Origin of the sequence: Thiobacillus denitrificans DSM 12475 (genome assembly GCF_000376425.1) — a bacterium.
In the GTDB taxonomy this organism is placed as follows: Bacteria; Pseudomonadota; Gammaproteobacteria; order Burkholderiales; family Thiobacillaceae; genus Thiobacillus; species Thiobacillus denitrificans.
Genome location: NZ_AQWL01000005.1, coordinates 147,279 through 167,887 on the forward strand (window position 1 = coordinate 147,279; position 20,609 = coordinate 167,887).

The window sequence follows — 20,609 nt, forward strand, 5'->3', positions numbered from 1 at the left end:
ATCAGGGCAGCGTCTGCACGCTGACCGAGAGTACGGCCGGCAGGTCGCGCACGATCGCCTGCCAGTGGTCCCCCGCATCGGCCGAGACGTAGACCTGGCCTCCCGTGGTGCCGAAATACACGCCGCAGGAGTCGAGCGTGTCGACCGCCATCGCGTCGCGCAGCACGTTCACATAGCAGTGTTCCTGCGGCAGGCCGTCGGTCAGCGCATCCCAGTCGTTGCCGCCTTTCCTGCTTCGATAGACGCGCAGCTTGCCCTCGGGCGGATAGTGCTCGGAGTCGCTCTGGATCGGCACGACGTAGACCGTGTCCGGATCGTGCGCGTGCACCGCCATGGCGAAGCCGAAGTCGCTCGGCAGGTTGCCGCTCACCTCGAACCACGACTCGCCGGCGTCGTCGCTGCGCATCACGTCCCAGTGCTTCTGCATGAAGAGCGTCCCGGGGCGCGCCGGGTGTTGCGCGATGCGATGGACGCAGTGGCCGACTTCGGCGTCCGGGTCGGGAATGTACTGCGAGTGCAGGCCTCGGTTGATCGGCTTCCAGCTCACGCCGCCGTCGTCGCTGCGGAATGCGCCCGCCGCCGAGATCGCCACAACCAGGCGCGCAGGGTTCACAGGGTCTAGCAGGATGGTGTGCAGGCACATGCCGCCGGCGCCCGGCATCCATTTCGCGCCCTGCTGTTCGCGCAGGCCGGGCAGCTCTTGCCAGCTCTGGCCGCCGTCGGTCGAGCGGAACAGCGCGGCGTCCTCGACGCCGGCGTAGACCGTGTCCGGGTCGCTCGGCGAAGGCTCCAGATGCCACACGCGCTTGAACGTCCAGGGTTTCGGCGTGCCGTCGTAATAGAGATGCGTGCCCGGGTCGCCGATGTAGGCGAAGTCGTTGCCGACCGGGTTCCAGGTGAGCCCGCCGTCGTCGGAACGCTGGATCACCTGGCCGAACCAGCTTGACGTCTGCGAGGCGTAGAGCCGGTCCGGATTCGCCGGCGAACCGGCGATGTGGAAGATTTCCCAACCGCCGAAGAACGGCCCGCTCACCTGCCAGTCGCGACGCGCCGCGTCGGACATCAGAATGAACGCGCCCTTGCGCGTCCCCACCAGCACACGGATACGGCTCATGAATCGCTCCTTGTTGCGTCAGCGCGCCATCACGTGGCGCGCGAAATTGTCGAGGATGGCCTGCCAGCCGGCCCGCTGCTGCTCGACCGGATGCGTGGTCTCGGCATCGAAGGTGACGCGCACACGCACGCCCTCGTCCAGCGCGTCGAACTCGACCCGCGCGTTGCGGTCGCCGAAGGCATACTCGATCAGGCGCCCGGGCACGATGCGGGTGTAGGTCCCGGCGAAATTGAATCCTTCGCTGCCGTCCTTCGCTTCCATGCGCGAGGAGAAGGCGCCGCCTTCGCGCAGATCCACGCTGGCAGCGGTGGTGTGCCAGTCGTCCGAGGCAGCGTTCCACTGCACGATGGCCTCGGGGGTGGTGTAGGCGCGCCAGACGGCATCGACCGGCGCGGCCACGGTGGTTTCAACGGTCACTTTCATGAAGGGCTCCTCAGGGATGATGGCGTTTCGTCCGGGATCGCGGCTCGGCTCGAATCCGGACATCTCAGCCGCGGCGCGCCGCCTCGATCGTGGCGATGTTGATCTTTCGCATCGTCATCATCGAATCGAACGCGCGCTTGGCGGCAGCAGGATCGGGGTCGGCGATCGCGTCCGTCAGCGCCCGCGGCGTAATTTGCCAGGACACTCCCCATTTGTCCTTGCACCAGCCGCACGCACTCTCCTCGCCGCCATTGCCGACGATCGCGTTCCAGTAGCGGTCCGTTTCGGCCTGGTCGTCGGTTGCGACCTGAAACGAGAACGCCTCGCTGTGGCTGAACGCGGGACCGCCGTTGAGCCCGAGGCAGGGAATGCCCAGCACGGTGAAACTGACCGTCAACACGTCCCCCTGCTTCCCGGAGGGGAAATCCCCCGGTGCGCGATACACCGCGTCGACCGAAGAGTCCGGAAAGGTGGCGGCGTAAAAGCGTGCCGCGTCCTCGGCGGTTCCATCGAACCAGAGACAAATCGTGTTCTTGGCGATCCCAGTCATGGCATTTCTCCTTTGAGACCAAGGCATGCAGCGCTTTCAGGAGCCGGGGCATTGCCTCGTTTCACGGGTTTCAGTTCACGTAGCACGGCGCGCACTCGCGCACCTCGACGGTGGCGAAGCGCGCGGCGGGGCAGTTCTCGGCGATCCGCACGGCCTCGTCGCGGTTCGCGCATTCGATCAGATAGAAGCCGCCGACCATTTCGCGCGCTTCGGCGAAAGGACCGTCGACCAGCGCAGACGCTTCGCCGCGCCGCTGCACGCGCACGCCGTGGCTGTCCGGGCGCAGCGATTCGCTGGCGACGAGCTGGCCGCGTGCAGCGAGCCCCTGACCGAATTCGACCATCTCGGCGTAGAGCGCGCGGCCTTCGTCCTCGCTGCGGGTGTCGCGCTGGCCGCGTGGCTCGACGATCATCAACATGTAACGCATCGCAGTGTCCTCGTTTCGCATCGACAGGGATTTCCACCACATGGCGCGCTCATTGCATCGAGTGCAGGCCGACTAGGTTGCCCTCGATGTCGTGGACGAGCGCGATGTGGCCGTATTCGCTAATGGACATTTTTGCGCGGAACAGGGTACCGCCGGCTTCGACGGCGCGTTGTGCCTCGACCGCGCAATCCGTGCAGGCGAAATAGACGCGCGTACCGCCGCCGCCCGGGCGCACGCCCGCCATCTTCACCAACGCGCCGCCGGCACCGCCGCGATCCATGGCCATGGGAAAGGCCCACAGCTCGATACCGGCGAGGCTATCCGGGCTATTCAGTTTTTCCAGCGTCACGCCCAGCATGCGCTCGTAGAAGGCACGCGCACGTGGCATGTCGTCGACATAGAGTTCGAACCAGATGACGGGATTGTTCATGTCTTTTCTCCTTGAAATAGCTGGCTCAGGCGGCATTCCCGCCGTCCAGCGCCATTTTTTTCATGCGATCGATCTCCGGCGACAGCCCGAAGTCGTCGAGTTCATACAGCGGCCGCACCTCGATTTCAGCCGGTTTTCCACGACCGGCGGGATTGGGAAAGCGGCGTGCCCATTCCATCGCCTCCGCGCGCGATTTCACCTGGATGAGGGTATAGCCCGCAATCAGCTCCTTGGTTTCGGCGAAAGGACCGTCGATGACGGTGCGCGTAGCGCCGTCATAGCGGATGCGCCAGCCCTGCGAACTCGGCTTGAGGCCGGAGCCGTCGAGCAGCACGCCGGCCTTCATCAATTGTTCATGGTAGTCGGCCATCTCGGCCAGTAATCCCGGATCGGCCTTGACCGGGATGGTTTCGGCCTCCGTTTCAGGCGTGGCCTTGACGATGATCATGTAACGCATGGGCTTCTCCTGTATCTATATATACGATGCAACCGCCGTGGAATTCCGGGGGCTGTCTCCACGACGAGCCAGCCCCGCCGGAATCGACATGCGGACTGAAAATAAATACCGGGGTCCAAAAAGGGGGCGCGAAGCCAGCCCTGTTCCCCGGTCCTTGCGGTCGGAGCCATGCTGAAAGCGGAGTTTATGAACGCGTTCGACCCGAATCGGAGGTCAATATGGGTTGCGGTGGGTGTTTCTTGATCAGCCGAAGCCGTCTCTCGGCTTCTTATGCCAATTTGGGTGAGAAGCCGCTTACTGGATCAAACTTGGCCGGCAGAAACCGGCTCGTTTCCGTCATTCGCGTCCAATGTGTTGATCGGCCGGTCGTGATCTTACCCACAGACGATGGACAGTCGGATCAGGCGATTGTTAATTCCTTGAAAGCCAGCGGAGCTGCGTAGTTGATGGTTGAGTGGTGTCGCTGACGGTTATAAAACACTTCCATGTACTCAAACAGACTGGCACGCGCTTCATCCCGGGTTTGGTAGTCGCAGTGCATGACCAGGTCGGTCTTCAGGGAATGAAAGAAGCTTTCCATTGGCGCATTGTCCCAGCAATTGGCTTTGCGGCTCATGCTCTGTCGGATCAGGTGCTTGCGGATGAGATCCCGGTATAGCCAGGTCGCGTAGGTCGAACCCCGGTCCGAGTGGACGATCTCGGGAACGCCGCGCCGGGCAATCGCCATCTGCAAAGCATCCGTTGCCAGTTTGCTGTCGAGGGATGGACTCATTCCCCAACCCACAATGGCCCGTGAATACAAGTCCATCACCGCTGCCAGATACAGCCAACCTTCGCGTGTCGGAATGTACGTGATGTCGCTCAGCCAGCAGGCATTGGGGCGTTTGACCTTGAAGCGGCGCCGGAGGAGATTGGGCGAGACCGCCTTTGTATTACCCGAGTTGGTCGTAACCCTGAACTTCAGGATCGTCCGTGGGACAATCTGCTCCTGGCGCATCAATTTGGCGACGGTGTTGCGGCAACAGGCCACACCCTGGGCGGCAAGTTCGGCATGCACCCGGGGTGCCCCGTAGGACTGGCGGCTGGCGACGTGCGCTTCCTGAATCTTGAGGACCAACGCCGACTGACGTTGTGTTCTCGCGCTGGGCGGCCGGTTCCTGGCGGCATAGTACCCGCTTGCCGAGACCCGCAACGCCTTGCACAGCGTGCGTACACAATGATCGTTGCGCTGTGTTTCGATGAAGGCGTACTTCACACCGATGCCTTCGCGAAGTAGATGGCCGCTTTTTTTAAAATCTGAATCTCCTCACGGAGTCGGGCATTCTCTTTGCGAAGCTTCTCGACGTCGTGCTCGGCGGTCGCCAACTCAGGCCGTATCGTCCCGTTGCGTTCCGCTTCCTCGAATTCCAAACGCCACTGGCGCAACTGGTTGACCCGAATCCCCAGTTCCCGCGCTACCTGCGCCTTGGTCTTGTCACCCATACCCACCAGCCGTACTGCCTCAAGCTTGAATTCCCGCGTGTGGTGCCTGCGTTCCTTGCGTTCCATGACATACCCCTTCAGAGCAAGTATGCCCTCTCCAGACTGCCCACAAAACGTGGGTAGGATCAGGAGAGGTCATGCAGTCCTGTACGGTGGTTGCTCGCGGTTCTTTGCATACCGCTTGACCCATATTGAAACGCAAATGATGTCGGTTTTTTTTACAGCCCCCCCCGCCCGGGCGAAGCCCCATCCACCAGTAAAACGTAACGTATTGATAGTCCACACAATCTATAAAATTGGCGCGTTGCTTGCTTTGGAAAGTTTGCAGGTTATGTTTTCCTGTAGCCAGAATCAAAGGAGACCGATATGCGTGCATTATCTGCTGTAGCTTTGTGGGCACTCACCTTAACAGCCTTCGCTGGAAATATACCAGCACCAAATCCCATTCCCGAGCCGGAAACCTTGGCCTTGCTGGCCATCGGTGTGCTGGGGCTGGCCTTGTCCCGCATCCGCAAGAAATAGGCCCACTCCCTGCAAGAAAAAGCCGCGGTATTCCGCGGCTTTTTTGCTAGAGATCCCGCTGCGCAAACGCAGCCCGGATGTGATCGGCGGTGCGCAGGGCCAAGGCCTCGATGGTAAGAGAGGGAGATTCCCCGCCGCCTGAGCTTGGAAACACGCTGGCATCGGCGACATACAAATTTTTCCAGCCATGAGCGCGCCCGGTTGCATCAACCACCGAATTCCGGGCGTCGTGCCCCATGCGGCAAGTCCCGAATACATGGGTGGCACTGAAGAAATCGTGGGTTCCATACTCCTCCACCAATTCTTCAGCGCCTGTCGCCTGAAGAATATTCCGGCATGTCGTGGCCATGAACGCCATGCGCCGCAACTCGCTCTCTGGCAAAAAGCTGTGGATGCGCGCCGCCGGGTTGCCAAACTCGTCGCTCAGCTCCGGATCGAGATCCACAAACGAGCGTTCATTCGGCAGCGACTCGCCAATGGCGCCCACCGATAGCACGCGCCCAAAGTCCTGCCGCATGGCCTGCTTGTGACTTCGCCCCCAGCCGGATACCACGCGCCTGGCGTAGTTGACGGGCCCCACCAGATCCGCCTCGGCCACCCCCGATGCAAAACGGCAACCGCCTATCACCCCCGGGATGGCATCCGGTGCATTATGGCTCCAGCAAATGACATCCGCCGGCAAGCCCCGAAAACTGCCCAGATTATCCGGATGGAGCCCACTGCTATGCCAGGCAACCGTTTCCATGAAATGGCGCCCGACGAGACCATTTTCGTTGGCCAACCCTTCGGGAGCGAACTTGTTTCTGGAATGCAGGAGCAACCTCGGCGTTTCCACGGCACCGCAGGCCATCACCAGGACACGGGTGTTGATCTTGTGCCGCACATCTCCCTGGGTATATTCGACGGAATGTATCCGGCCATGGGATCCAGCGTTGATCCGCTGGACCGGGGCATTGGTTAGGAGGGTGCATTTTCCCGTCTCCAAAGCCTTGCGCATGAAGGTGACGTCAACGCTGCCCTTGTCCATGCGCGGGCAGCCGCGGTTGCAGTTTGCACAATAGTTGCAGGCAGGCCGGCCGTCATAAGGCCGCGACAGCGCCGCGCGAGCGTTGGGCTCCCAGTGCAAGCCCAGCTTTTCACCGCTGCTGGCGAGCACTTGGCTGGCATAACTCAGGGGATGAGCGGGCAGGGGGAAATCCGCCCGACGCGAAACGAGGGAGTTCGCCCGACTACCGGCGACGCCGACGATATGTTCTGCGATTTCGTAATAGGGCTCCAACTCGGAGTAATCGAGCGGCCAATCTGCTGCCACGTCGAAGCGGGTATACATTTTCATGGCCTGCGGATTGAGTCGGTGCGCCTCTCCGGTGAAATGCAGGGTGCTGCCCCCCACACCCCGCACATGGTGATATTTCCAGCCATGGCGTCTGTTGGTCGCATTCAGCCTGCCTTGGACGCGGTTCCAGGAACGCAGGGTATCCCAGCGCGATTCAAGTGGCTGCATTTCGCCAAAGCCATAGACTGCCTTGTGCCTGACCTTTTCCTCGGGAAAGCGGGACAACTCCCAAGTGGCCTCATTCAGCTTGTAATCAGTCAAGGGATTGAACGCGGGACCGGCTTCAAGCACCAGCACCCGTATGCCTTTCGAGGCGAATGCCCAAGCCGCAGCAGCACCACCCGCCCCGGCTCCGATAATGACTACATCGTGATTCTGATCGCTCACAACCGACCGTCCCGTCGAACAGGCAAGGCCTGATCCGTGAAGCCCAGCGGCTGGGGGGGGCCGTTAAAACCCAGGGAAATCCAGCTTTCCGGCCGGGCGTAAAATTCCCCAAACAGGTCTTCCCGGAGCGTCTGGAAAAACCTCAGGCCTGCACTGCCGCGTTTCTGCAAGGAAAGGCGTTCGATCAAAATGATCTGCCGATCCTCGGGCAACCCCAGGAACGCGACCCGGAAAACAGACTGCGCCTCTTGCTCCAACCATGCACACCCCTGCCGCATGAGCCACGCATACTCGGAATTGCCGCGAGCCTTATTGATGATGCTTGCATCCAATTTCAAATCCAGTGCCCCGGGTGACTCATCCGCCGGGATGAAAAGATCGATATAGCGCGAAAGGATTTTCTCATCCCTTTCTGAAAAGGGAGTCAGCCTATGCCTGAATTTCCACGCGATCCCTCCCGCCAAGGTCATCAGCCCCCCCAGTCCCAGGGCTTTCAATACCAACCTGCGTGATACGCCCATGCCTGTCACCCCTTATTTAGCAGCGAAACTGGCTTGGCTCCATTCGTAAAGCAGCCTGGTAGAGCTCGACGACGCCAAAAACCCCCACGCATCTTTCCTGGGCCCATATTGCACCGTTTAGGCAAAAATTGAACTGACTGCGCCCCCACATTCTAAAGCTTGAAACCAGGTGGCGTCCGATTGCAGATGGCCGCTGTTTGGCGCTGAATGGACGTTCGACAACGCACCATGACAGTCTCTTCAGGGTCGAGTGCCATCTGTCATCGATGGCGCAAGCGGTCATTCAGACCGCGTTCCGCACCAACGTCTGCAACCTGCGCTACTCCTGCCACTCAACTGAGCTATAGCCACCGGCAGCATTGGCCGAACAAGAGACAACCGCCGGAAAGCCCAGAGCCTCCCCCCACTCCACGTCCACCACTGCAACATTGCGCGTCCACCGCGCGTGCATTGCTTGCACGGCGCATCAAGCAGCCCCTCTCAGCTCGCCAGCAGCAGAAACAGCAACATCAGATTCAACGCAATCGAGATCGCCGCGAGGAGCGGCCAGGCGCCGGCTGGAGAACGTTCAATCAGCGGCGCGCGGCGGCGCAGCAGCGGGCTGGCTTCGCCGCGCTCCAGCGCGAGCAGCATTTCCTCGGCGGTTTCGAAGTGTTGCGCGGGGTCGCGCAGGGTGGCCAGGCCGGTGAAGGAGTCAATGGCGGAACAGGCGCGGAGGGCGTTCGATGAGCCTTCGAATCCAGGCTTCGATGAAAGAGCGCTCGCGCCGCTTCATATACCACCCGCCCAGCGCGCTGAGGGTCAGGGCACCCAGCGCATTGACGATCATGTCCCACATCGTGTCGGTCAGCCCCGATGGATCGCCGAGCATGGGCTTTTGCATGGTGGTTCAGACGATTGGACGCGGGTGGCCAGATCGGCCGTGTTTTTCTCGGGGGCTGGGGAGCGGGAACTGCTGTCCATTCTGCTCGTTACCTGTTCGCCGTGATTTCTGCGAGTCGCGAAAATCCGCAACCCGGTCAAGCCGCGATGGTGTATCGGCAATCACGATGCTGCAACCCTGGCCAGTGGGTTTGCCGCATTGCGGGTTGCCGGATCTGCGCAATCATTCCATACTCGCCTTGTACGTCAGGCGGGCGCATCCGCGACCGCCCGCCATTCGACGTGAGGAAATGGGTCATCAGAAAATGAAACAGATTTTGGTGGCAACAGACTTCTCTCAATATGCGACCCAGGCGCTCGACCGGGCCGTTCTGCTGGCCACTGAACATCAGGCGGCACTCGATATCCTGCATGTCATCACCCCAGCATCAGTGGACGCACTCTGCGCGCTCCTGCCCGATCCCCGGCCCGTCGTCGAAGAAAATCTCATCAATTCCTTTTTTTCGCAGCTTTACGATTTTGTCGATCGGCTGGAGCCGGCGCCGTCCATCACGATCCGGCCCCGTGTCCAGATCGCCGAAGTCGAGGCCGGCATCATCGAAGCGGCGGAGTCGTACGATGCGGATCTGATTGTTCTCGGAAGCCACGGCGAACATTTTGCCGATGAACTGTTTGTCGGCACCACGGCGGAAAACGTCCTCGCCAGGGGAAAGCGGCCGGTTTTGATCGTCAAGCAGAAAGCCGACGCGCCCTATGGCAAGATCGGTGTCGCCGTTGATTTGACCGAGCGGTCAGCCGCCACGGTTCGCGAGGCAAGCGCGCTGGCACCCAATGCGACGATCCTTCTGTTGCATGCATTCCAGGTGCCGGATCACGATCGACTCCGGCAACTCGGTGTGCCTGAGGAACAAATCAGGCGTTTGCGTTCAGACTTTCACGACCACGCCGTCAGGGAAATCGACAAGCTGGTCGCCGAATGGAAAGACGGCCGCATTTCGCGGGCGGTCGAAATGGATTACCCGCCGGCCATGATACGAAGATGGACGGAGAAGCTCCATTTCGATCTCATCGTGATGGGAAAGAACGGCGGCCGACTGGGCAGCGTGGCCCGGCACGCCCTGCGCAACAGCGTTTGCGACGTCATCATGATCGGGTGAGCGACGTTTCATCGCTGCAAGCGGGCGCCGCCAGGCCGGCAGGCGCGGTCAGACAGCGGCGAGGCCGACGGCCGCCCGCTCCAGCCACACCCGGCCGCCCTCGACCCTGACCGGGAACTCGCGCGCGCAGCCTTGATCCGGCGCTACCGCACAGCCGGAATCCAGTTCGACGTTCCAGCCGTGCATCGGGCAGGCCACCCGCCTGCCGTGCACGATGCCCTGCGACAGCGGCCCGCCCCTGTGCGGGCAGCGGTCTTCGAGCGCGAAGACTTCATCGTCGGCGGTGCGGAACACCGCGATGTCGAGGCTGCCATGGCGCACCACGCGCGCGCCGAGTTTGGGGATGTCGTTCACATCCAGGATGTCGGTCCATTGGTTCATGTCGGCTCCTTATGCAGCGACGGTTTCGAATTCATGCTTCAGCTTGCCTTCCCTGGCGCGCTCGACCCACGGGTCGCGCTCGACCGACAGTGCGAACAGCAGGCGTTCGTACAGCGCGCGCCGGCCTTCGGCGTCATCGAGGATTTTCTTTTTCACCGTGTCGAGGCCGACGCGCTCGATGTAGTGCACGGTGCGGTCGAGATAGCGCGCCTCCTCGCGATACAGCTGCAGGAACGCCCCCGTGTATTCGAGCACTTCGTCGGCGGTTTTCACCTTGACCAGGAACTGCGCGACCTCGGTCCTGATGCCGCCGTTGCCGCCGACATAGATCTCCCAGCCGGAATCGACGCCGATGATGCCGACGTCCTTGATCGCGACCTCGGCGCAGTTGCGCGGGCAACCCGATACCGCGAGCTTGACCTTGTGCGGCGCCCACATCTTGAAGAACACCTTCTCGAGGTCGATGCCCATCTGCGTCGAGTCCTGGGTGCCGAAGCGGCACCACTCGGAGCCGACGCAGGTCTTCACCGTGCGCAGCGCCTTGCCATAGGCGTGCCCCGACGGCATGTCGAGGTCGGCCCACACTTTCGGCAGATCGTCTTTTTTCACCCCCAGCAGGTCGATGCGCTGGCCGCCGGTGACCTTCACCGAGGGAATGGCGTATTTCTCGGCAACGTCGGCGATGCGGCGCAGCTCGGCCGGCGTGGTCTGCCCGCCCCACATGCGCGGGATCACCGAATAGCTGCCGTCCTTCTGGATGTTGGCGTGGGCGCGCTCGTTGATGAAGCGCGACTGCGGATCGTCCTCCGCTTCGCCCGGCCAGGTCGAGATCAGGTAATAGTTGAGCGCCGGGCGGCAGGAGGCGCAGCCATTGGGCGTGCGCCATTCCATGAAGGCCATCACCTGCGGAATCGTCAGCAGCCTGTTCTGCCGGATCGCCGCCCGCACGGCTTCATGGGTGTAGTCGGTGCAGCCGCATACCGATCGGGCCTTCGGCGCGTCGGAGTAATCGCCGCCCGCGGTCACCGCGAGAATCTGTTCGACCAGGCCGGTGCACGAGCCGCACGAGGCGGACGCCTTGGTGTGCCTGCGCACATCCTCCAGCGTGAACAGGCCCTTCTCGCGGATCGCCTTGACGATGTCGCCCTTGCACACGCCGTTGCAGCCGCACACCTCCATGTCGTCGGTCATCGTCGTGGCGCGGTTGTGTCCCTGGTGGCCGAGGTTGCCGCAGTGGTCCTGGCCGAACATCAGGTGGTCGCGCAATTCGGACACGTCCTTGCCGTCGCGCAGCAGCGAGAAATACCAGGCGCCGTCGACGGTGTCGCCGATCATCACGCCGCCGACCAGCTTGTTGTCCTTGATGACGAGCCTCTTGTAGACGCCGCCGATGGGGTCGGAATAGAGGATCGATTCGCTGCCCTCGCCGCCGCTGAAGTCGCCGGCGGAAAACAGGTCAATGCCGGTGACCTTGAGCTTGGTCGAGGTCACCGACCCCAGGTAGCGACCGATGCCGTAATGCGCCAGATGGTTGGCGCACACGCGGGCCTGCTCGAACAGGGGCGCGACCAGTCCATAGGCGACGCCGCGGTGCGCGGCGCATTCGCCGATGGAATAGATGCGCGGGTCGAAGGTCTGCATCGTGTCGTTGACGACAATGCCGCGCTTGCAGTGCAGCCCGGTGGATTCGGCGAGTTCGGTGTTGGGGCGGATGCCGACCGCCATCACGACGAGGTCGGCAGGGATGATTTCGCCATCGGCGAACTTAACCGCGGCGACGCGCCCGCTGCCACCCTGCATGAGTTCTGCGGTCTGCTTCTGCAGCAGGAACCGCATGCCTTTTTCTTCGAGGCTCTGCTGCAGCAGGCGCGCAGCGGGTTCGTCGAGTTGGCGCTCCATCAGCCACGGCGCGAGGTGCACGACGGTCACGTCCATGCCGCGCTTCATCAGGCCGTTGGCGGCCTCCAGGCCCAGCAGGCCGCCGCCGACGACGACGGCGTGGCGGTACTGGCTGGACGCGCGGATCATCGCGTCGACGTCGGCGATGTCGCGAAAGCTGATGACACCGGGCAGGTCGGCACCCGGCACCGGCAGGATGAAGGGATTCGAGCCGGTGGCGAGCAGCAGGCGGTCATAGCCGGCGCGGGTGCCGTCTTCGGCCTCCACCTCGCGTGCGCTGCGGTCGATCTTCACCACCTTTTTGCCCAGGTGCAAGGTGATGCCGTGGTCCGCGTACCAGTCGAGCGGATTCAGCACGATATCGTCGACCGTCTGCTCTCCGGCCAGCACCGGCGACAGCAGGATGCGGTTGTAATTGGGGTGCGGTTCGGCACCGAACACGGTGATGTCGTAGAGATCGGGTGCGAGTTTCAGCAGTTCCTCCAGCGTGCGCACCCCGGCCATGCCGTTGCCGATCATCACGAGCTTCATCTTGGGGCCGCGGCCCACGGGCGTACTCATATCCATCTCACCACTCCAAACGAAAGACCCAATGCGAGGAACGAAGTGCCGGCCGCTATTGCCCGGTGCCACGCTTCGCCGCAATGACGGCGTCCTCATTGTCAGGTTCAGCAAGCACCATGCCATCCAGCCCGATCGCCGCAACGCCCTGTTTTCATTGCCTTTGATTCCTCCGCCCGGAACGCCACCCTGCGCGTACGCACCACTGCGGTGCCGCGACGCACCAGACCTACGCCGCCGCCCGGCTCCCGGCGATCAACCGCTTCAGTTCCGGGATGCAGGAACCGCATTCGCTGCCGCACTTCAAGTTCGATTGCAGCGCGGCCAGACCGGCACCCGATGCAATCGCGGCGACGATGGCGGGCTCGGCCACATTCAGGCAATTGCACACGATACGGCCGCGCCCCGCCCCGTCTGCCGGCGGGCGCGTCACCGGCGCCAGCATCCAGCTGCGCAGCGCGGCCACCCCCACGCCCTCGACCATGGCGTCGCGCAGCCACTCGAAGGCTGCCGTTTCACCGCTAAGCCGCACCGCGGTCACCTTGCCGGCATCGACCCGCACGCGCTTGGAGATGCCGCGCGGACTGTCCTGGTAATGCATCACCGCGAGCGGATCGTCGAGCCCCAGCGCGGCGTCGAGCGCCGCCAGCAAGGGTTCGGGCAACGCCTGCGCATGGGCCAGGCGCAGCGTCAGTACATCGCGGTCGCGCCCGGCCAGCCCGGCTGCGGCGTAGTCGCACGCCCGCAGCAAGGGCTGTACCGTATCGAGCAGCAGCGTGCCGTCGCCCGTTGCCAGCACGGCCATGCGCCACGGCAGCTCGGCCCGGGTCACCTGTACCGCGGCATGCTTGAGCTCGGGCTGCTTCGACACCGCGTCGAACAGCGGCAGGGTCAACGCGTTGATCCCGCGCCCCGCCATGAAGCGCGCGCCCCAGTGCATTGGCAGGAAACACTGGCCGGGACGCACGCTGTCGCTCGCCTCGGCCGCGACGATCACCTCGCCACGGCGGCTTTTCACGCGCACCAGGTCGCCGGCTTTCAGTCGCCGCAATTCGAGATCGCGTACGTTCATCGCCAGCGCCGGGGTGTCGGCGTGCGCAAACAGCCGCGCCACGCGGCCGCTGCGGCTCATCGCGTGCCACTGGTCACGCAGGCGGCCGGTGTTGAGATGCAGCGGGTAACGCGCGTCGATCGCCTCGGCCAGCGGGCGGTAGGGTGCGACATGGAAGCGCGCGCGGCCGCTGGCGGTGGGATAGATGCCGTCGACATACAGGCGCGCAGTGCCCGTCGCCGCGCCCTCTGGAAACGGCCATTGCTGCGGGCTGGCATCGAGCCGCGCGTAGCTCAGGCCGGTGATGTCGAGATCGCGCCCGCGCGTGGTCTCGCGGTGCTCGTTGAATATTTCCTCGGCGCCGGCATAGGGAAACAGGCGCGCACCCGGCTCCGGCAGCAGCCGCCGGGCGAAGTCGCACACGATATCCCAGTCGGCGCGCGCCTCGCCTGGCGGCGGCACCGCCGCGCGCACGCGCGAAATGCGGCGCTCGGAGTTGGTCATCGTGCCGTCGGTCTCGCCCCAGCTGGCGGCCGGCAGCAGCACGTCGGCGAAGGCCGCGGTTTCGGTGTCGGCGAAGGCCTCTTGCAGGACCACGCATTCGGCCGCCAGCAGCGCTTCCTGAACCTTGTTCTGGTCAGGCAGCGATTGCGCGGGGTTGGTGCAGGCGATCCAGATCGCCTTGATTTCGCCGCGCCGCACCGCCTCGAACATTTCCACCGCGGTCTTGCCTGGCGTCGCCGGCACGGTGTCCACCCCCCACAGCCGCGCCACCTCGGCGCGGTGTTCGGAGTTGGCCAGATCGCGGTGCGCCGACAGCAGATTCGCCAGTCCGCCGACCTCGCGCCCGCCCATCGCATTGGGCTGGCCGGTAAGCGACAGCGGCGCGGCACCCGGCCTGCCGATCTGCCCCGTGGCCAGATGCAGGTTGATCAGCGCGGTGTTCTTGTCGACACCGCAGGTGGATTGATTCAGCCCCTGGCAATACAGCGACAGCGTCGGCCCGGCGGCGAACCAGCGCGCCGCCTGCACGATGTCGGTCGCCGCCACGCCGCAGATCGGCGCCACCTTTTCCGGCGTGTAGTCGCGCACCAGGTCGCGCAGCGCCTCCCAGCCTTCGGTGTGCGCGGCGATGGCCGCGCGGTCGATCAGTTCCTCCCACAGCATCACATTGAGCATGGCGTGATACAGCGCGACGTCGGTGCCGGGCAGGAGGGCGAGATGCAGGTCGGCATCCGTCGCCGTGTCGGTGCGGCGCGGATCGACCACGACGAGCTTCAGATCCGGATTGGCGCGGCGCGCAGCCTCGATGCGGCGGAACAGGACCGGGTGCGCATACGCCGTGTTCGAGCCGGCGATGAAAATCGTCCCGGCGTGATCGATATCGTCGTAGCAGCCCGGCGGCGAATCGGCGCCCAACGTGGCCTTGTAGCCAGCCACCGCCGACGACATGCAGAGGCGCGAATTGGTGTCGATGTTGTTGGTGCCGATCAGCCCCCGGGCCAGCTTGTTGAAGACGTAATAGGCCTCGGTGGTGAGCTGGCCGGACAGGTAGAACGCCACCGCGTCGGGACCGTGTTCGCGCATGACAGCGCCGAATTTCCCGGCGACATGATCGAGCGCCACATCCCAGCTCACGCGCTGGCGCGGCAAGGCCTTGCCGCTACGCAGCGCGGGATGCAGGGCGCGTCCCGATGCCTGCGCCGACAGCGCCAGCGTCGCGCCCTTGGTGCATAACTTGCCGCGGTTGGCCGGGTGCGCCGGATCGCCGCGCACGCCGGCGATCTTCCCGGCGCCGGCCTCGATCAGCACCCCGCAGCCGGTGCCGCAATAACAGCAGACAGATGAAACATCGGACATGATGGCTCCTTTCCTGGTCTGTCAGCAGGGTCTGTGCCAGTGCGTATCGACGTAATGAATTCAATCGGTTGGCGGGGCGATGAGGCGCGCGAAGCCGGAGATGCGCGCAACCTAGGTGCACGGGAGGGATGCGGTGCTGCAATTTGGTGCAGCGCTCAACCCGCGAGGACAGCCGGACCATTGCCAGGAAAACCGGCCGGCAATGAAAGGAAATGTGCGCGCTGAGGCATGGCGGCGCAGCCGGGGCCGATTAACGTCAATTCATTTAAAATGGGCGCAACGGCGCCAATCCGAACCAACAGCGGATACCCGAAGAAATCTGGACGCCCCTGAATGAACCGCATCTGCGCAGCCCGGCCTGATTTTTCCGCTCCGGCCGGCCCGGCCCGTCAAACCCCACTGGATCATCCATGGAAATCCTGTTCTTGACCGCTCTGATCATTCTCAACGGCATGTTCGCCATGTCGGAAATCGCCCTGGTGACGGCGCGCCGCGCCCGCCTGGCACGGCTGGCCGAGGACGGCGACGCCTCGGCAGCGGTCGCGATGAAACTGCACGACGACCCGACGCGTTTTTTGTCGACGGTGCAGATCGGCATCACCTCGATCGGCATTCTCAGCGGGATCGTCGGCGAAGCGGCGCTGGCGCAGCCGCTGGCGCAGTGGCTGCAGTCGCTCGGGCTGGAAACGGAAACCAGCCACATCGCCGCGACCGCATTGGTGGTCATCGTCATCACCTATGTCTCGATCGTCGTCGGCGAACTGGTGCCGAAGCGCATCGGCCAGTTCAACCCCGAGGGCATCGCCCGCCGGGTGGCGCGCCCGATGCATCTGCTGGCGATTCTGGCGCGCCCCTTCGTGCGCCTGCTGGCGGGGTCGACCGACGCGATCCTGCGCTTGCTGGGCAAGCAGCCGTCCAGTCAGGAAGGCGTGATCGAGGAGGAAATCCACGCCTTGCTGGAGGAAGGCTCGGAGAGCGGCGTGATCGAGCAGCAGGAACGCGAGATGGTGCGCAACGTGTTCCGCCTCGACGAACGCCACATCCATTCGCTGATGATCCCGCGCGCCGACATCATCTATCTCGATATCACGCTGCCGCCGGAGGAAAACCTGCGCCGCCTGACCGAATCGGAACACTCGCGCTTTCCGGTCTGCAGGGGCGGGCTCGACGAGGTGCTCGGCATCGTCGGCGCCAAGCAGCTGCTCAACCAGACGCTACGGGGCGGCCGCCCCGACCTCGCCGCGCAGCTGATGCCGGTGGTGTACGTGCCGGAAAGCCTGACCGGCATGGATCTGCTGGAACAGTTCCGCGCGTCGGACACCTACATGGTGCTGGTGATCGACGAATACGGCGAGATCAATGGCCTGGTCACCATGCAGGACGTACTGGAAGCGGTGACCGGCGAATTCAAGCCGCGCAATCAGGCCGAGGCGTGGGCGGTGCAGCGCGAGGACGGCTCCTGGCTGCTCGACGGCTTGATCCCGATCCCCGAACTGAAGGACAGGCTGGAACTGAAAAGCGTGCCGGAGGAAGACCGCGGCCGCTACCACACGCTGAGCGGACTGGTGATGTGGCTGTCCGGACGGCTGCCGCAGACCGGCGACATCCTGGTCTGGGAAAACTGGCGGCTGGAAGTGGTCGACCTCGACGGCAAGCGCATCGACAAGATCCTCGCCACGCCGATTTCGCCCGCGCAAGACACGTCGCCCGACACGCCCGACACGCCAGCCGAGCCGGCTTGACGCCTGGCGGGCATCCTCGCAACCGCAGCGATCAGACCTTCTCGCCGACCGCTGCCATCGCCGGCCGGCGCAACCGGCGCTCGATGCCGATAACCGCGATCAGCGCAGCGGCCAGCAGCGGCGCCACCGCGAGATTCAGCGCGATCCAGCCGAAGCGGTCGTAGAGCCATCCCGCCGACAGGGTAGTCAGCGCCACCAGACCGAAGACGGTGAACTCGTTCACCGCCTGCACTTTCAGTTGTTCGGCCGGCCGGTAAGTCTGGGTCAGCAGCGTGGTGCCGCCGATGAAGGCGAAATTCCAGCCGACGCCGAGCAACACCAGCGCCGACAGGAAATGCAGGAAGTCGACGCCGGACAGGGCCAGCACGACGTGGCCCAGCAGCAGGGCAAACCCGACCTGCATGATGCGCGGCGCGCCGTAGCGCTGGATCAGCGAGCCGGTGAAGAAGGAAGGCGCGAACATTCCCACCACGTGCCACTGGATCACCGGCGTCACGCTCGTTTCCGGCAGGCCGCAGCCCAAAATCGCCAACGGCGTCGCCGTCATCACCATGATCATGACCGCATAGCCGATGGCCGTGCCGAAGATCGCAACGCGCAGCGCGGGCTGGCCCAGGATTTCGCGCAGCGGGCGGACGGCGCTGACATGGGCAACGACGATCCCGGGGAGCCGCAGGCGGGAAAGCAGCACCAGTGCGACGAGGCTCAGGACGCCCTGCGCCAGATAGGAACCGACGAAGAGGTGCCCGCCGATCCAGTCGCGTCCCCATTGGCCGAGCTGGGGGCCAAGGAAGGCCGCGGCCACGCCGCCGGCCACCACCAGGGAAACGGCCTTGCCTGCACGCTGCGGCCCGGCCGCCTCGACGGCGGCGAAGCGGTAGTAATTGGCGAATCCCTGATAGCTGCCAAGCAGGAAATGGCCGACGACAAAACCGGCAAAGCTGCCCTGCCGGAGCGCGAGCGCGCACAGCAGGCTGCCGCCGACGCCCAGCAGCGCGCCCAGCAGGAACCCCGGCCTGCGGCCATGCCGGCGCATCAGCATGGCCGCCGGTAGCGAGGCGATGGCGGTGCCGATCACCATGGCCGCCACCGGCAGCGTCGCCCACCCCTGGTCGGGCGCAAGCATGCTTCCGAGAATCGCGGCGAGCGTCATGGACAGGACAACCGCGGAAAGCGTCAAGGCCTGGCTCAGCGCCAGGATCAGGATGTTGCCGCGGGACGAGGCGGTCATCGGGCTGCGTCCGTCAGGTTCGGCGAAGTCCACGGCGGGTTCCGGTTCGGCTGCATGATCGGCGGAGCTTACGCCCCTTCCCGCATGCGTTCCAAAAGGGTTCTCTTCAGCTGGCATCCGGATTGAGGCGCGGGTGGGTTTCCTCGCACGCCAGCAGCACGATGGCGCCGGAAACGAACATGGCGCCAGCGGTGAACCAGAATCCCGCCTCGATGCCGCCAGCGAGCGCCGCCACCGCGCCCAGCAGCAGCGCGCCGATGCCGTAGCCGAGGTCGCGCCAGAAGCGGTATATGCCGATCGCCGAGCCGCGCCAGTTGGGATGCGCGATGTCGGAGACGGCGGCGGACAATGTCGGGTACAACAACGCCATGCCGAAGCCCATCACCGCGGCAGCAAACGACCACCACAGCTCGCCCTCGCCCAGCAGCACCAGCGCGACGCCGACACCGCACAGCCACATGCCCGCGACGATGGGCTTCTTGCGGCCGACGCGGTCGGACCAGTGGCCGGTGAAGAATTGCGAGATGCCCCAGACGAAGCCGTACACCCCCACCACCCAGCCGACCCCGGCGAGGCTCAAGCCGCGCTGATAGAGGTAGACTGGAAAGAACACCCACACCAGCGCATCGACGAATTTTTCCGTGAGGCCGGCCTGGCTGATCGACGCCATGCGCGCATCGCGCCACGACATCAGGGTGAACACGTCCCAGGTGCCGGGCGTGTCCGAAATGTTGACGGGATAACGCGGTTTCGGCCCGGTCATCTGGCCGGCGGCGTGCTTCCTGCCTTCGGCCTGCGCCCATGGCAGGGTGTCCTTGACCCACAGCAGCGTCAGGAAGCCGGCCAGCAGGATGACGCTGAGACCGAACAGCATCAGCCCCTCGCGCGGCCCATAGGCGGTGGCGAGGTAGCCGGTGACGATGCCTGCCACTGCGACGCCGAAGTAGCCGGAGAATTCGTTCAGCCCGATGGTCAGCCCGCGCTGGTTGGCTGTGGTGAGATCGAGCTTGGACGTCTGCGTCATCGACCAGGCAAGGCCCTGGTTGATCCCCAGCAGCACCGTCGCGGCCACGATCCAGTTCCAGTTCGGCGCATAAAAGATCATGAAGGGCATCGGGACGGCAGCGAGCCAGCCAAGGAACAGCACCTTCTTGCGGCCGATGCGCTCGGACAGCCGCCCTGCGACGAAGTTGAGCGTGCCCTTGACGAAGCCGAAGGCGGTGACGAAGGCCATCAGCATCATGAACGAGCCGCGGGCCACGCCGAACTCGGTTTCGGCCAGCGCCGGCACCACGGTGCGAAACATGCCGATAGTCAGTCCGACAAAGAACACCTGCACCAGCTGGTGCGAAAACTGGGCGACGTTGTGGCGGATACCGTAGCGGTATTCCGCCACGTCGTGAACGAGTGGCATATTCAGTTGCCGAGGTTGAAACCGACCATGCGGTCCATTTCCGCGGGGCGCGGCGGGATCGACTGCGTCAGCGTGGCGACGAATTCGTCCCGGCTCATCGCCAGCATCGGGTTCCAGCGCTTCTCGAAGCCGATGGTCGACATCGGCTTGCCCGACATGCCGGCGCCGCAGACGCTGCCCGAGGTGTGGCCGGGATACAGCTCGACCTCGGCCGGCAGCGTCAGCAGGCGCTGGTGCAGGGTGTCATGAATCTGCCCTGCCATCTCGGCTTCCCTGCCGGCGAGATCGGGCCGCCCGGCGCTGCCGACGAACAGGGTGTCGCCGGTGAGGACGAACCACGGCGTCGCATTTTCGCCAGCCGGGGCGCGGCGCTTGTCGGTGACCAGCAGGCAGATCGAGTCGGGCGTGTGGCCGGGGGTGTGCAGCACGTCGATGACGACGTTGCCGACGTCGATGCGCTGGCCGTCCTTGAGCGCTTCGAACGGATACTTCACCCGGCTTTTATTGGATTCATGCAGGCAGTAGGCCGCGCCGGCCAGCTCGGCCAGGCTGCGGCCGCCCGAAAAGTGGTCGGCATGGACATGGGTGTCGATCACATGCGTGATCTTCACGTCCTGTTTCGCGGCTTCGTCGATGAACCTCTGCTCGTCGCCGAGCACGGGGTCGACGGCGACGCCGACGTGGCAGGAACCGCAGCCGAAGAAATAGGACAGGGTGGCATCCTTGGCCAGCAACTGGCGGAAAAACATGGCTATCTCCTTGATGGGTATTCGGAGCGAACG

The 20,609-nt window shown here is 64.2% G+C and carries 21 protein-coding genes; 3 read left to right on the top strand and 18 right to left on the bottom strand.

What is annotated here, in order from left to right; genetic code table 11:
• Position 1 precedes the first annotated feature (1 nt).
• The 8 genes from B059_RS0109590 to B059_RS0109625 all read right to left on the bottom strand — a co-directional run bounded on the left by B059_RS0109590 (position 2) and on the right by B059_RS0109625 (position 4,949).
• On the bottom strand, positions 2–1,114 hold the full coding sequence (locus tag B059_RS0109590) for a WD40/YVTN/BNR-like repeat-containing protein (protein WP_018078033.1): 1,113 nt from the start codon (positions 1,112–1,114) through the stop codon (positions 2–4).
• Positions 1,115–1,132: 18 nt separating this feature from the next.
• Positions 1,133–1,537, bottom strand: a complete 405-nt coding sequence (locus B059_RS0109595; RefSeq protein ID WP_018078034.1) for an SRPBCC family protein — start codon at positions 1,535–1,537, stop codon at positions 1,133–1,135.
• A gap of 64 nt (positions 1,538–1,601) precedes the next feature.
• On the bottom strand, positions 1,602–2,087 hold the full coding sequence (locus tag B059_RS0109600; protein WP_018078035.1) for a VOC family protein: 486 nt from the start codon (positions 2,085–2,087) through the stop codon (positions 1,602–1,604).
• Between the two features lie 70 nt (positions 2,088–2,157).
• On the bottom strand, positions 2,158–2,556 hold the full coding sequence (locus B059_RS0109605; RefSeq protein WP_018078036.1) for a YciI family protein: 399 nt from the start codon (positions 2,554–2,556) through the stop codon (positions 2,158–2,160).
• Positions 2,557–2,563: 7 nt separating this feature from the next.
• The gene (locus B059_RS0109610; protein WP_018078037.1) at positions 2,564–2,944 is read right to left on the bottom strand and encodes a VOC family protein; all 381 of its coding nucleotides are present in this window, start codon (positions 2,942–2,944) and stop codon (positions 2,564–2,566) included.
• A gap of 25 nt (positions 2,945–2,969) precedes the next feature.
• Entirely contained in the window at positions 2,970–3,401 is a 432-nt protein-coding gene (locus B059_RS0109615) for a YciI family protein (protein ID WP_018078038.1), read from the bottom strand.
• Positions 3,402–3,801: 400 nt separating this feature from the next.
• Positions 3,802–4,656: an IS3 family transposase gene (locus tag B059_RS0109620; protein ID WP_018078039.1), complete on the bottom strand. Its 855-nt coding sequence runs from the start codon at positions 4,654–4,656 to the stop codon at positions 3,802–3,804.
• Entirely contained in the window at positions 4,653–4,949 is a 297-nt protein-coding gene (locus B059_RS0109625; protein ID WP_018078040.1) for a transposase, read from the bottom strand. Before B059_RS0109625 ends, B059_RS0109620 begins: the two co-directional genes overlap by 4 nt.
• A gap of 300 nt (positions 4,950–5,249) precedes the next feature.
• Here B059_RS0109625 and B059_RS20335 point away from each other — a divergent pair, with 300 nt between their 5' ends.
• On the top strand, positions 5,250–5,405 hold the full coding sequence (locus B059_RS20335; RefSeq protein WP_081601602.1) for a PEP-CTERM sorting domain-containing protein: 156 nt from the start codon (positions 5,250–5,252) through the stop codon (positions 5,403–5,405).
• Positions 5,406–5,451: 46 nt separating this feature from the next.
• Here the strand turns inward: B059_RS20335 and B059_RS0109630 are convergent, their stop codons facing one another.
• The 4 genes from B059_RS0109630 to B059_RS21105 form a co-directional block, all read right to left on the bottom strand.
• Positions 5,452–7,128, bottom strand: coding sequence for a GMC family oxidoreductase (locus tag B059_RS0109630; RefSeq protein ID WP_038058485.1), 1,677 nt, complete (start codon positions 7,126–7,128; stop codon positions 5,452–5,454).
• Positions 7,125–7,649, bottom strand: coding sequence for a gluconate 2-dehydrogenase subunit 3 family protein (locus B059_RS0109635; RefSeq protein ID WP_157273664.1), 525 nt, complete (start codon positions 7,647–7,649; stop codon positions 7,125–7,127). Before B059_RS0109635 ends, B059_RS0109630 begins: the two co-directional genes overlap by 4 nt.
• Positions 7,650–8,129: 480 nt before the next feature.
• The gene (locus B059_RS20790) at positions 8,130–8,282 is read right to left on the bottom strand and encodes a hypothetical protein (protein ID WP_018078043.1); all 153 of its coding nucleotides are present in this window, start codon (positions 8,280–8,282) and stop codon (positions 8,130–8,132) included.
• 61 nt (positions 8,283–8,343) lie between these two features.
• On the bottom strand, positions 8,344–8,532 hold the full coding sequence (locus B059_RS21105) for a DUF2238 domain-containing protein (protein ID WP_169333075.1): 189 nt from the start codon (positions 8,530–8,532) through the stop codon (positions 8,344–8,346).
• A gap of 166 nt (positions 8,533–8,698) precedes the next feature.
• On the opposite strand from B059_RS21105, the gene B059_RS0109650 reads away from it, so the two are divergent.
• Positions 8,699–9,688: a universal stress protein gene (locus B059_RS0109650; RefSeq protein WP_169333076.1), complete on the top strand. Its 990-nt coding sequence runs from the start codon at positions 8,699–8,701 to the stop codon at positions 9,686–9,688.
• A 48-nt stretch (positions 9,689–9,736) separates the two neighbouring features.
• On the opposite strand, the gene nirD is transcribed toward B059_RS0109650, so the two are convergent.
• The 3 genes from nirD to B059_RS0109665 form a co-directional block, all read right to left on the bottom strand.
• Positions 9,737–10,069: a nitrite reductase small subunit NirD gene (gene nirD / locus B059_RS0109655; RefSeq protein WP_018078046.1), complete on the bottom strand. Its 333-nt coding sequence runs from the start codon at positions 10,067–10,069 to the stop codon at positions 9,737–9,739.
• 9 nt (positions 10,070–10,078) lie between these two features.
• Positions 10,079–12,535 (bottom strand): nitrite reductase large subunit NirB, encoded by a 2,457-nt coding sequence (gene nirB / locus B059_RS0109660; protein WP_018078047.1) that lies wholly within the window; start codon positions 12,533–12,535, stop codon positions 10,079–10,081.
• Between the two features lie 223 nt (positions 12,536–12,758).
• Complete coding sequence (locus tag B059_RS0109665) at positions 12,759–15,440, bottom strand: nitrate reductase (protein ID WP_018078048.1); 2,682 nt, start codon at positions 15,438–15,440, stop codon at positions 12,759–12,761.
• 410 nt (positions 15,441–15,850) lie between these two features.
• Between B059_RS0109665 and B059_RS0109670 the strand changes: the two genes are divergently transcribed.
• Positions 15,851–17,182, top strand: a complete 1,332-nt coding sequence (locus tag B059_RS0109670; RefSeq protein WP_018078049.1) for a hemolysin family protein — start codon at positions 15,851–15,853, stop codon at positions 17,180–17,182.
• Positions 17,183–17,213: 31 nt separating this feature from the next.
• Here the strand turns inward: B059_RS0109670 and B059_RS0109675 are convergent, their stop codons facing one another.
• From B059_RS0109675 to B059_RS0109685, 3 genes are all read right to left on the bottom strand, one after another.
• Positions 17,214–18,446, bottom strand: coding sequence for an MFS transporter (locus B059_RS0109675; RefSeq protein WP_018078050.1), 1,233 nt, complete (start codon positions 18,444–18,446; stop codon positions 17,214–17,216).
• Positions 18,447–18,519: 73 nt separating this feature from the next.
• Positions 18,520–19,827, bottom strand: coding sequence for an MFS transporter (locus B059_RS0109680; RefSeq protein WP_018078051.1), 1,308 nt, complete (start codon positions 19,825–19,827; stop codon positions 18,520–18,522).
• Positions 19,828–19,829: 2 nt separating this feature from the next.
• Positions 19,830–20,576: an MBL fold metallo-hydrolase gene (locus tag B059_RS0109685; protein ID WP_018078052.1), complete on the bottom strand. Its 747-nt coding sequence runs from the start codon at positions 20,574–20,576 to the stop codon at positions 19,830–19,832.
• Between the last annotated feature and the right edge of the window lie 33 nt (positions 20,577–20,609).

Coding starts and splice junctions, on each gene's coding strand:
- nirD (WP_018078046.1), bottom strand. CDS start 10,069: ATGAACCAATGGACCGACATCCTGGATGTGAACGACATCCCCAAACTC.
- B059_RS0109605 (WP_018078036.1), bottom strand. CDS start 2,556: ATGTGGTGGAAATCCCTGTCGATGCGAAACGAGGACACTGCGATGCGT.
- B059_RS0109590 (WP_018078033.1), bottom strand. CDS start 1,114: ATGAGCCGTATCCGTGTGCTGGTGGGGACGCGCAAGGGCGCGTTCATT.
- B059_RS0109650 (WP_169333076.1), top strand. CDS start 8,699: ATGCTGCAACCCTGGCCAGTGGGTTTGCCGCATTGCGGGTTGCCGGAT.
- B059_RS0109625 (WP_018078040.1), bottom strand. CDS start 4,949: ATGGAACGCAAGGAACGCAGGCACCACACGCGGGAATTCAAGCTTGAG.
- B059_RS0109600 (WP_018078035.1), bottom strand. CDS start 2,087: ATGACTGGGATCGCCAAGAACACGATTTGTCTCTGGTTCGATGGAACC.
- B059_RS0109680 (WP_018078051.1), bottom strand. CDS start 19,827: ATGCCACTCGTTCACGACGTGGCGGAATACCGCTACGGTATCCGCCAC.
- B059_RS0109615 (WP_018078038.1), bottom strand. CDS start 3,401: ATGCGTTACATGATCATCGTCAAGGCCACGCCTGAAACGGAGGCCGAA.
- B059_RS0109685 (WP_018078052.1), bottom strand. CDS start 20,576: ATGTTTTTCCGCCAGTTGCTGGCCAAGGATGCCACCCTGTCCTATTTC.
- B059_RS0109665 (WP_018078048.1), bottom strand. CDS start 15,440: ATGTCCGATGTTTCATCTGTCTGCTGTTATTGCGGCACCGGCTGCGGG.
- B059_RS0109610 (WP_018078037.1), bottom strand. CDS start 2,944: ATGAACAATCCCGTCATCTGGTTCGAACTCTATGTCGACGACATGCCA.
- nirB (WP_018078047.1), bottom strand. CDS start 12,535: ATGGATATGAGTACGCCCGTGGGCCGCGGCCCCAAGATGAAGCTCGTG.
- B059_RS0109635 (WP_157273664.1), bottom strand. CDS start 7,649: ATGGGCGTATCACGCAGGTTGGTATTGAAAGCCCTGGGACTGGGGGGG.
- B059_RS0109670 (WP_018078049.1), top strand. CDS start 15,851: ATGGAAATCCTGTTCTTGACCGCTCTGATCATTCTCAACGGCATGTTC.
- B059_RS20790 (WP_018078043.1), bottom strand. CDS start 8,282: ATGCTGCTCGCGCTGGAGCGCGGCGAAGCCAGCCCGCTGCTGCGCCGC.
- B059_RS21105 (WP_169333075.1), bottom strand. CDS start 8,532: ATGCAAAAGCCCATGCTCGGCGATCCATCGGGGCTGACCGACACGATG.
- B059_RS20335 (WP_081601602.1), top strand. CDS start 5,250: ATGCGTGCATTATCTGCTGTAGCTTTGTGGGCACTCACCTTAACAGCC.
- B059_RS0109595 (WP_018078034.1), bottom strand. CDS start 1,537: ATGAAAGTGACCGTTGAAACCACCGTGGCCGCGCCGGTCGATGCCGTC.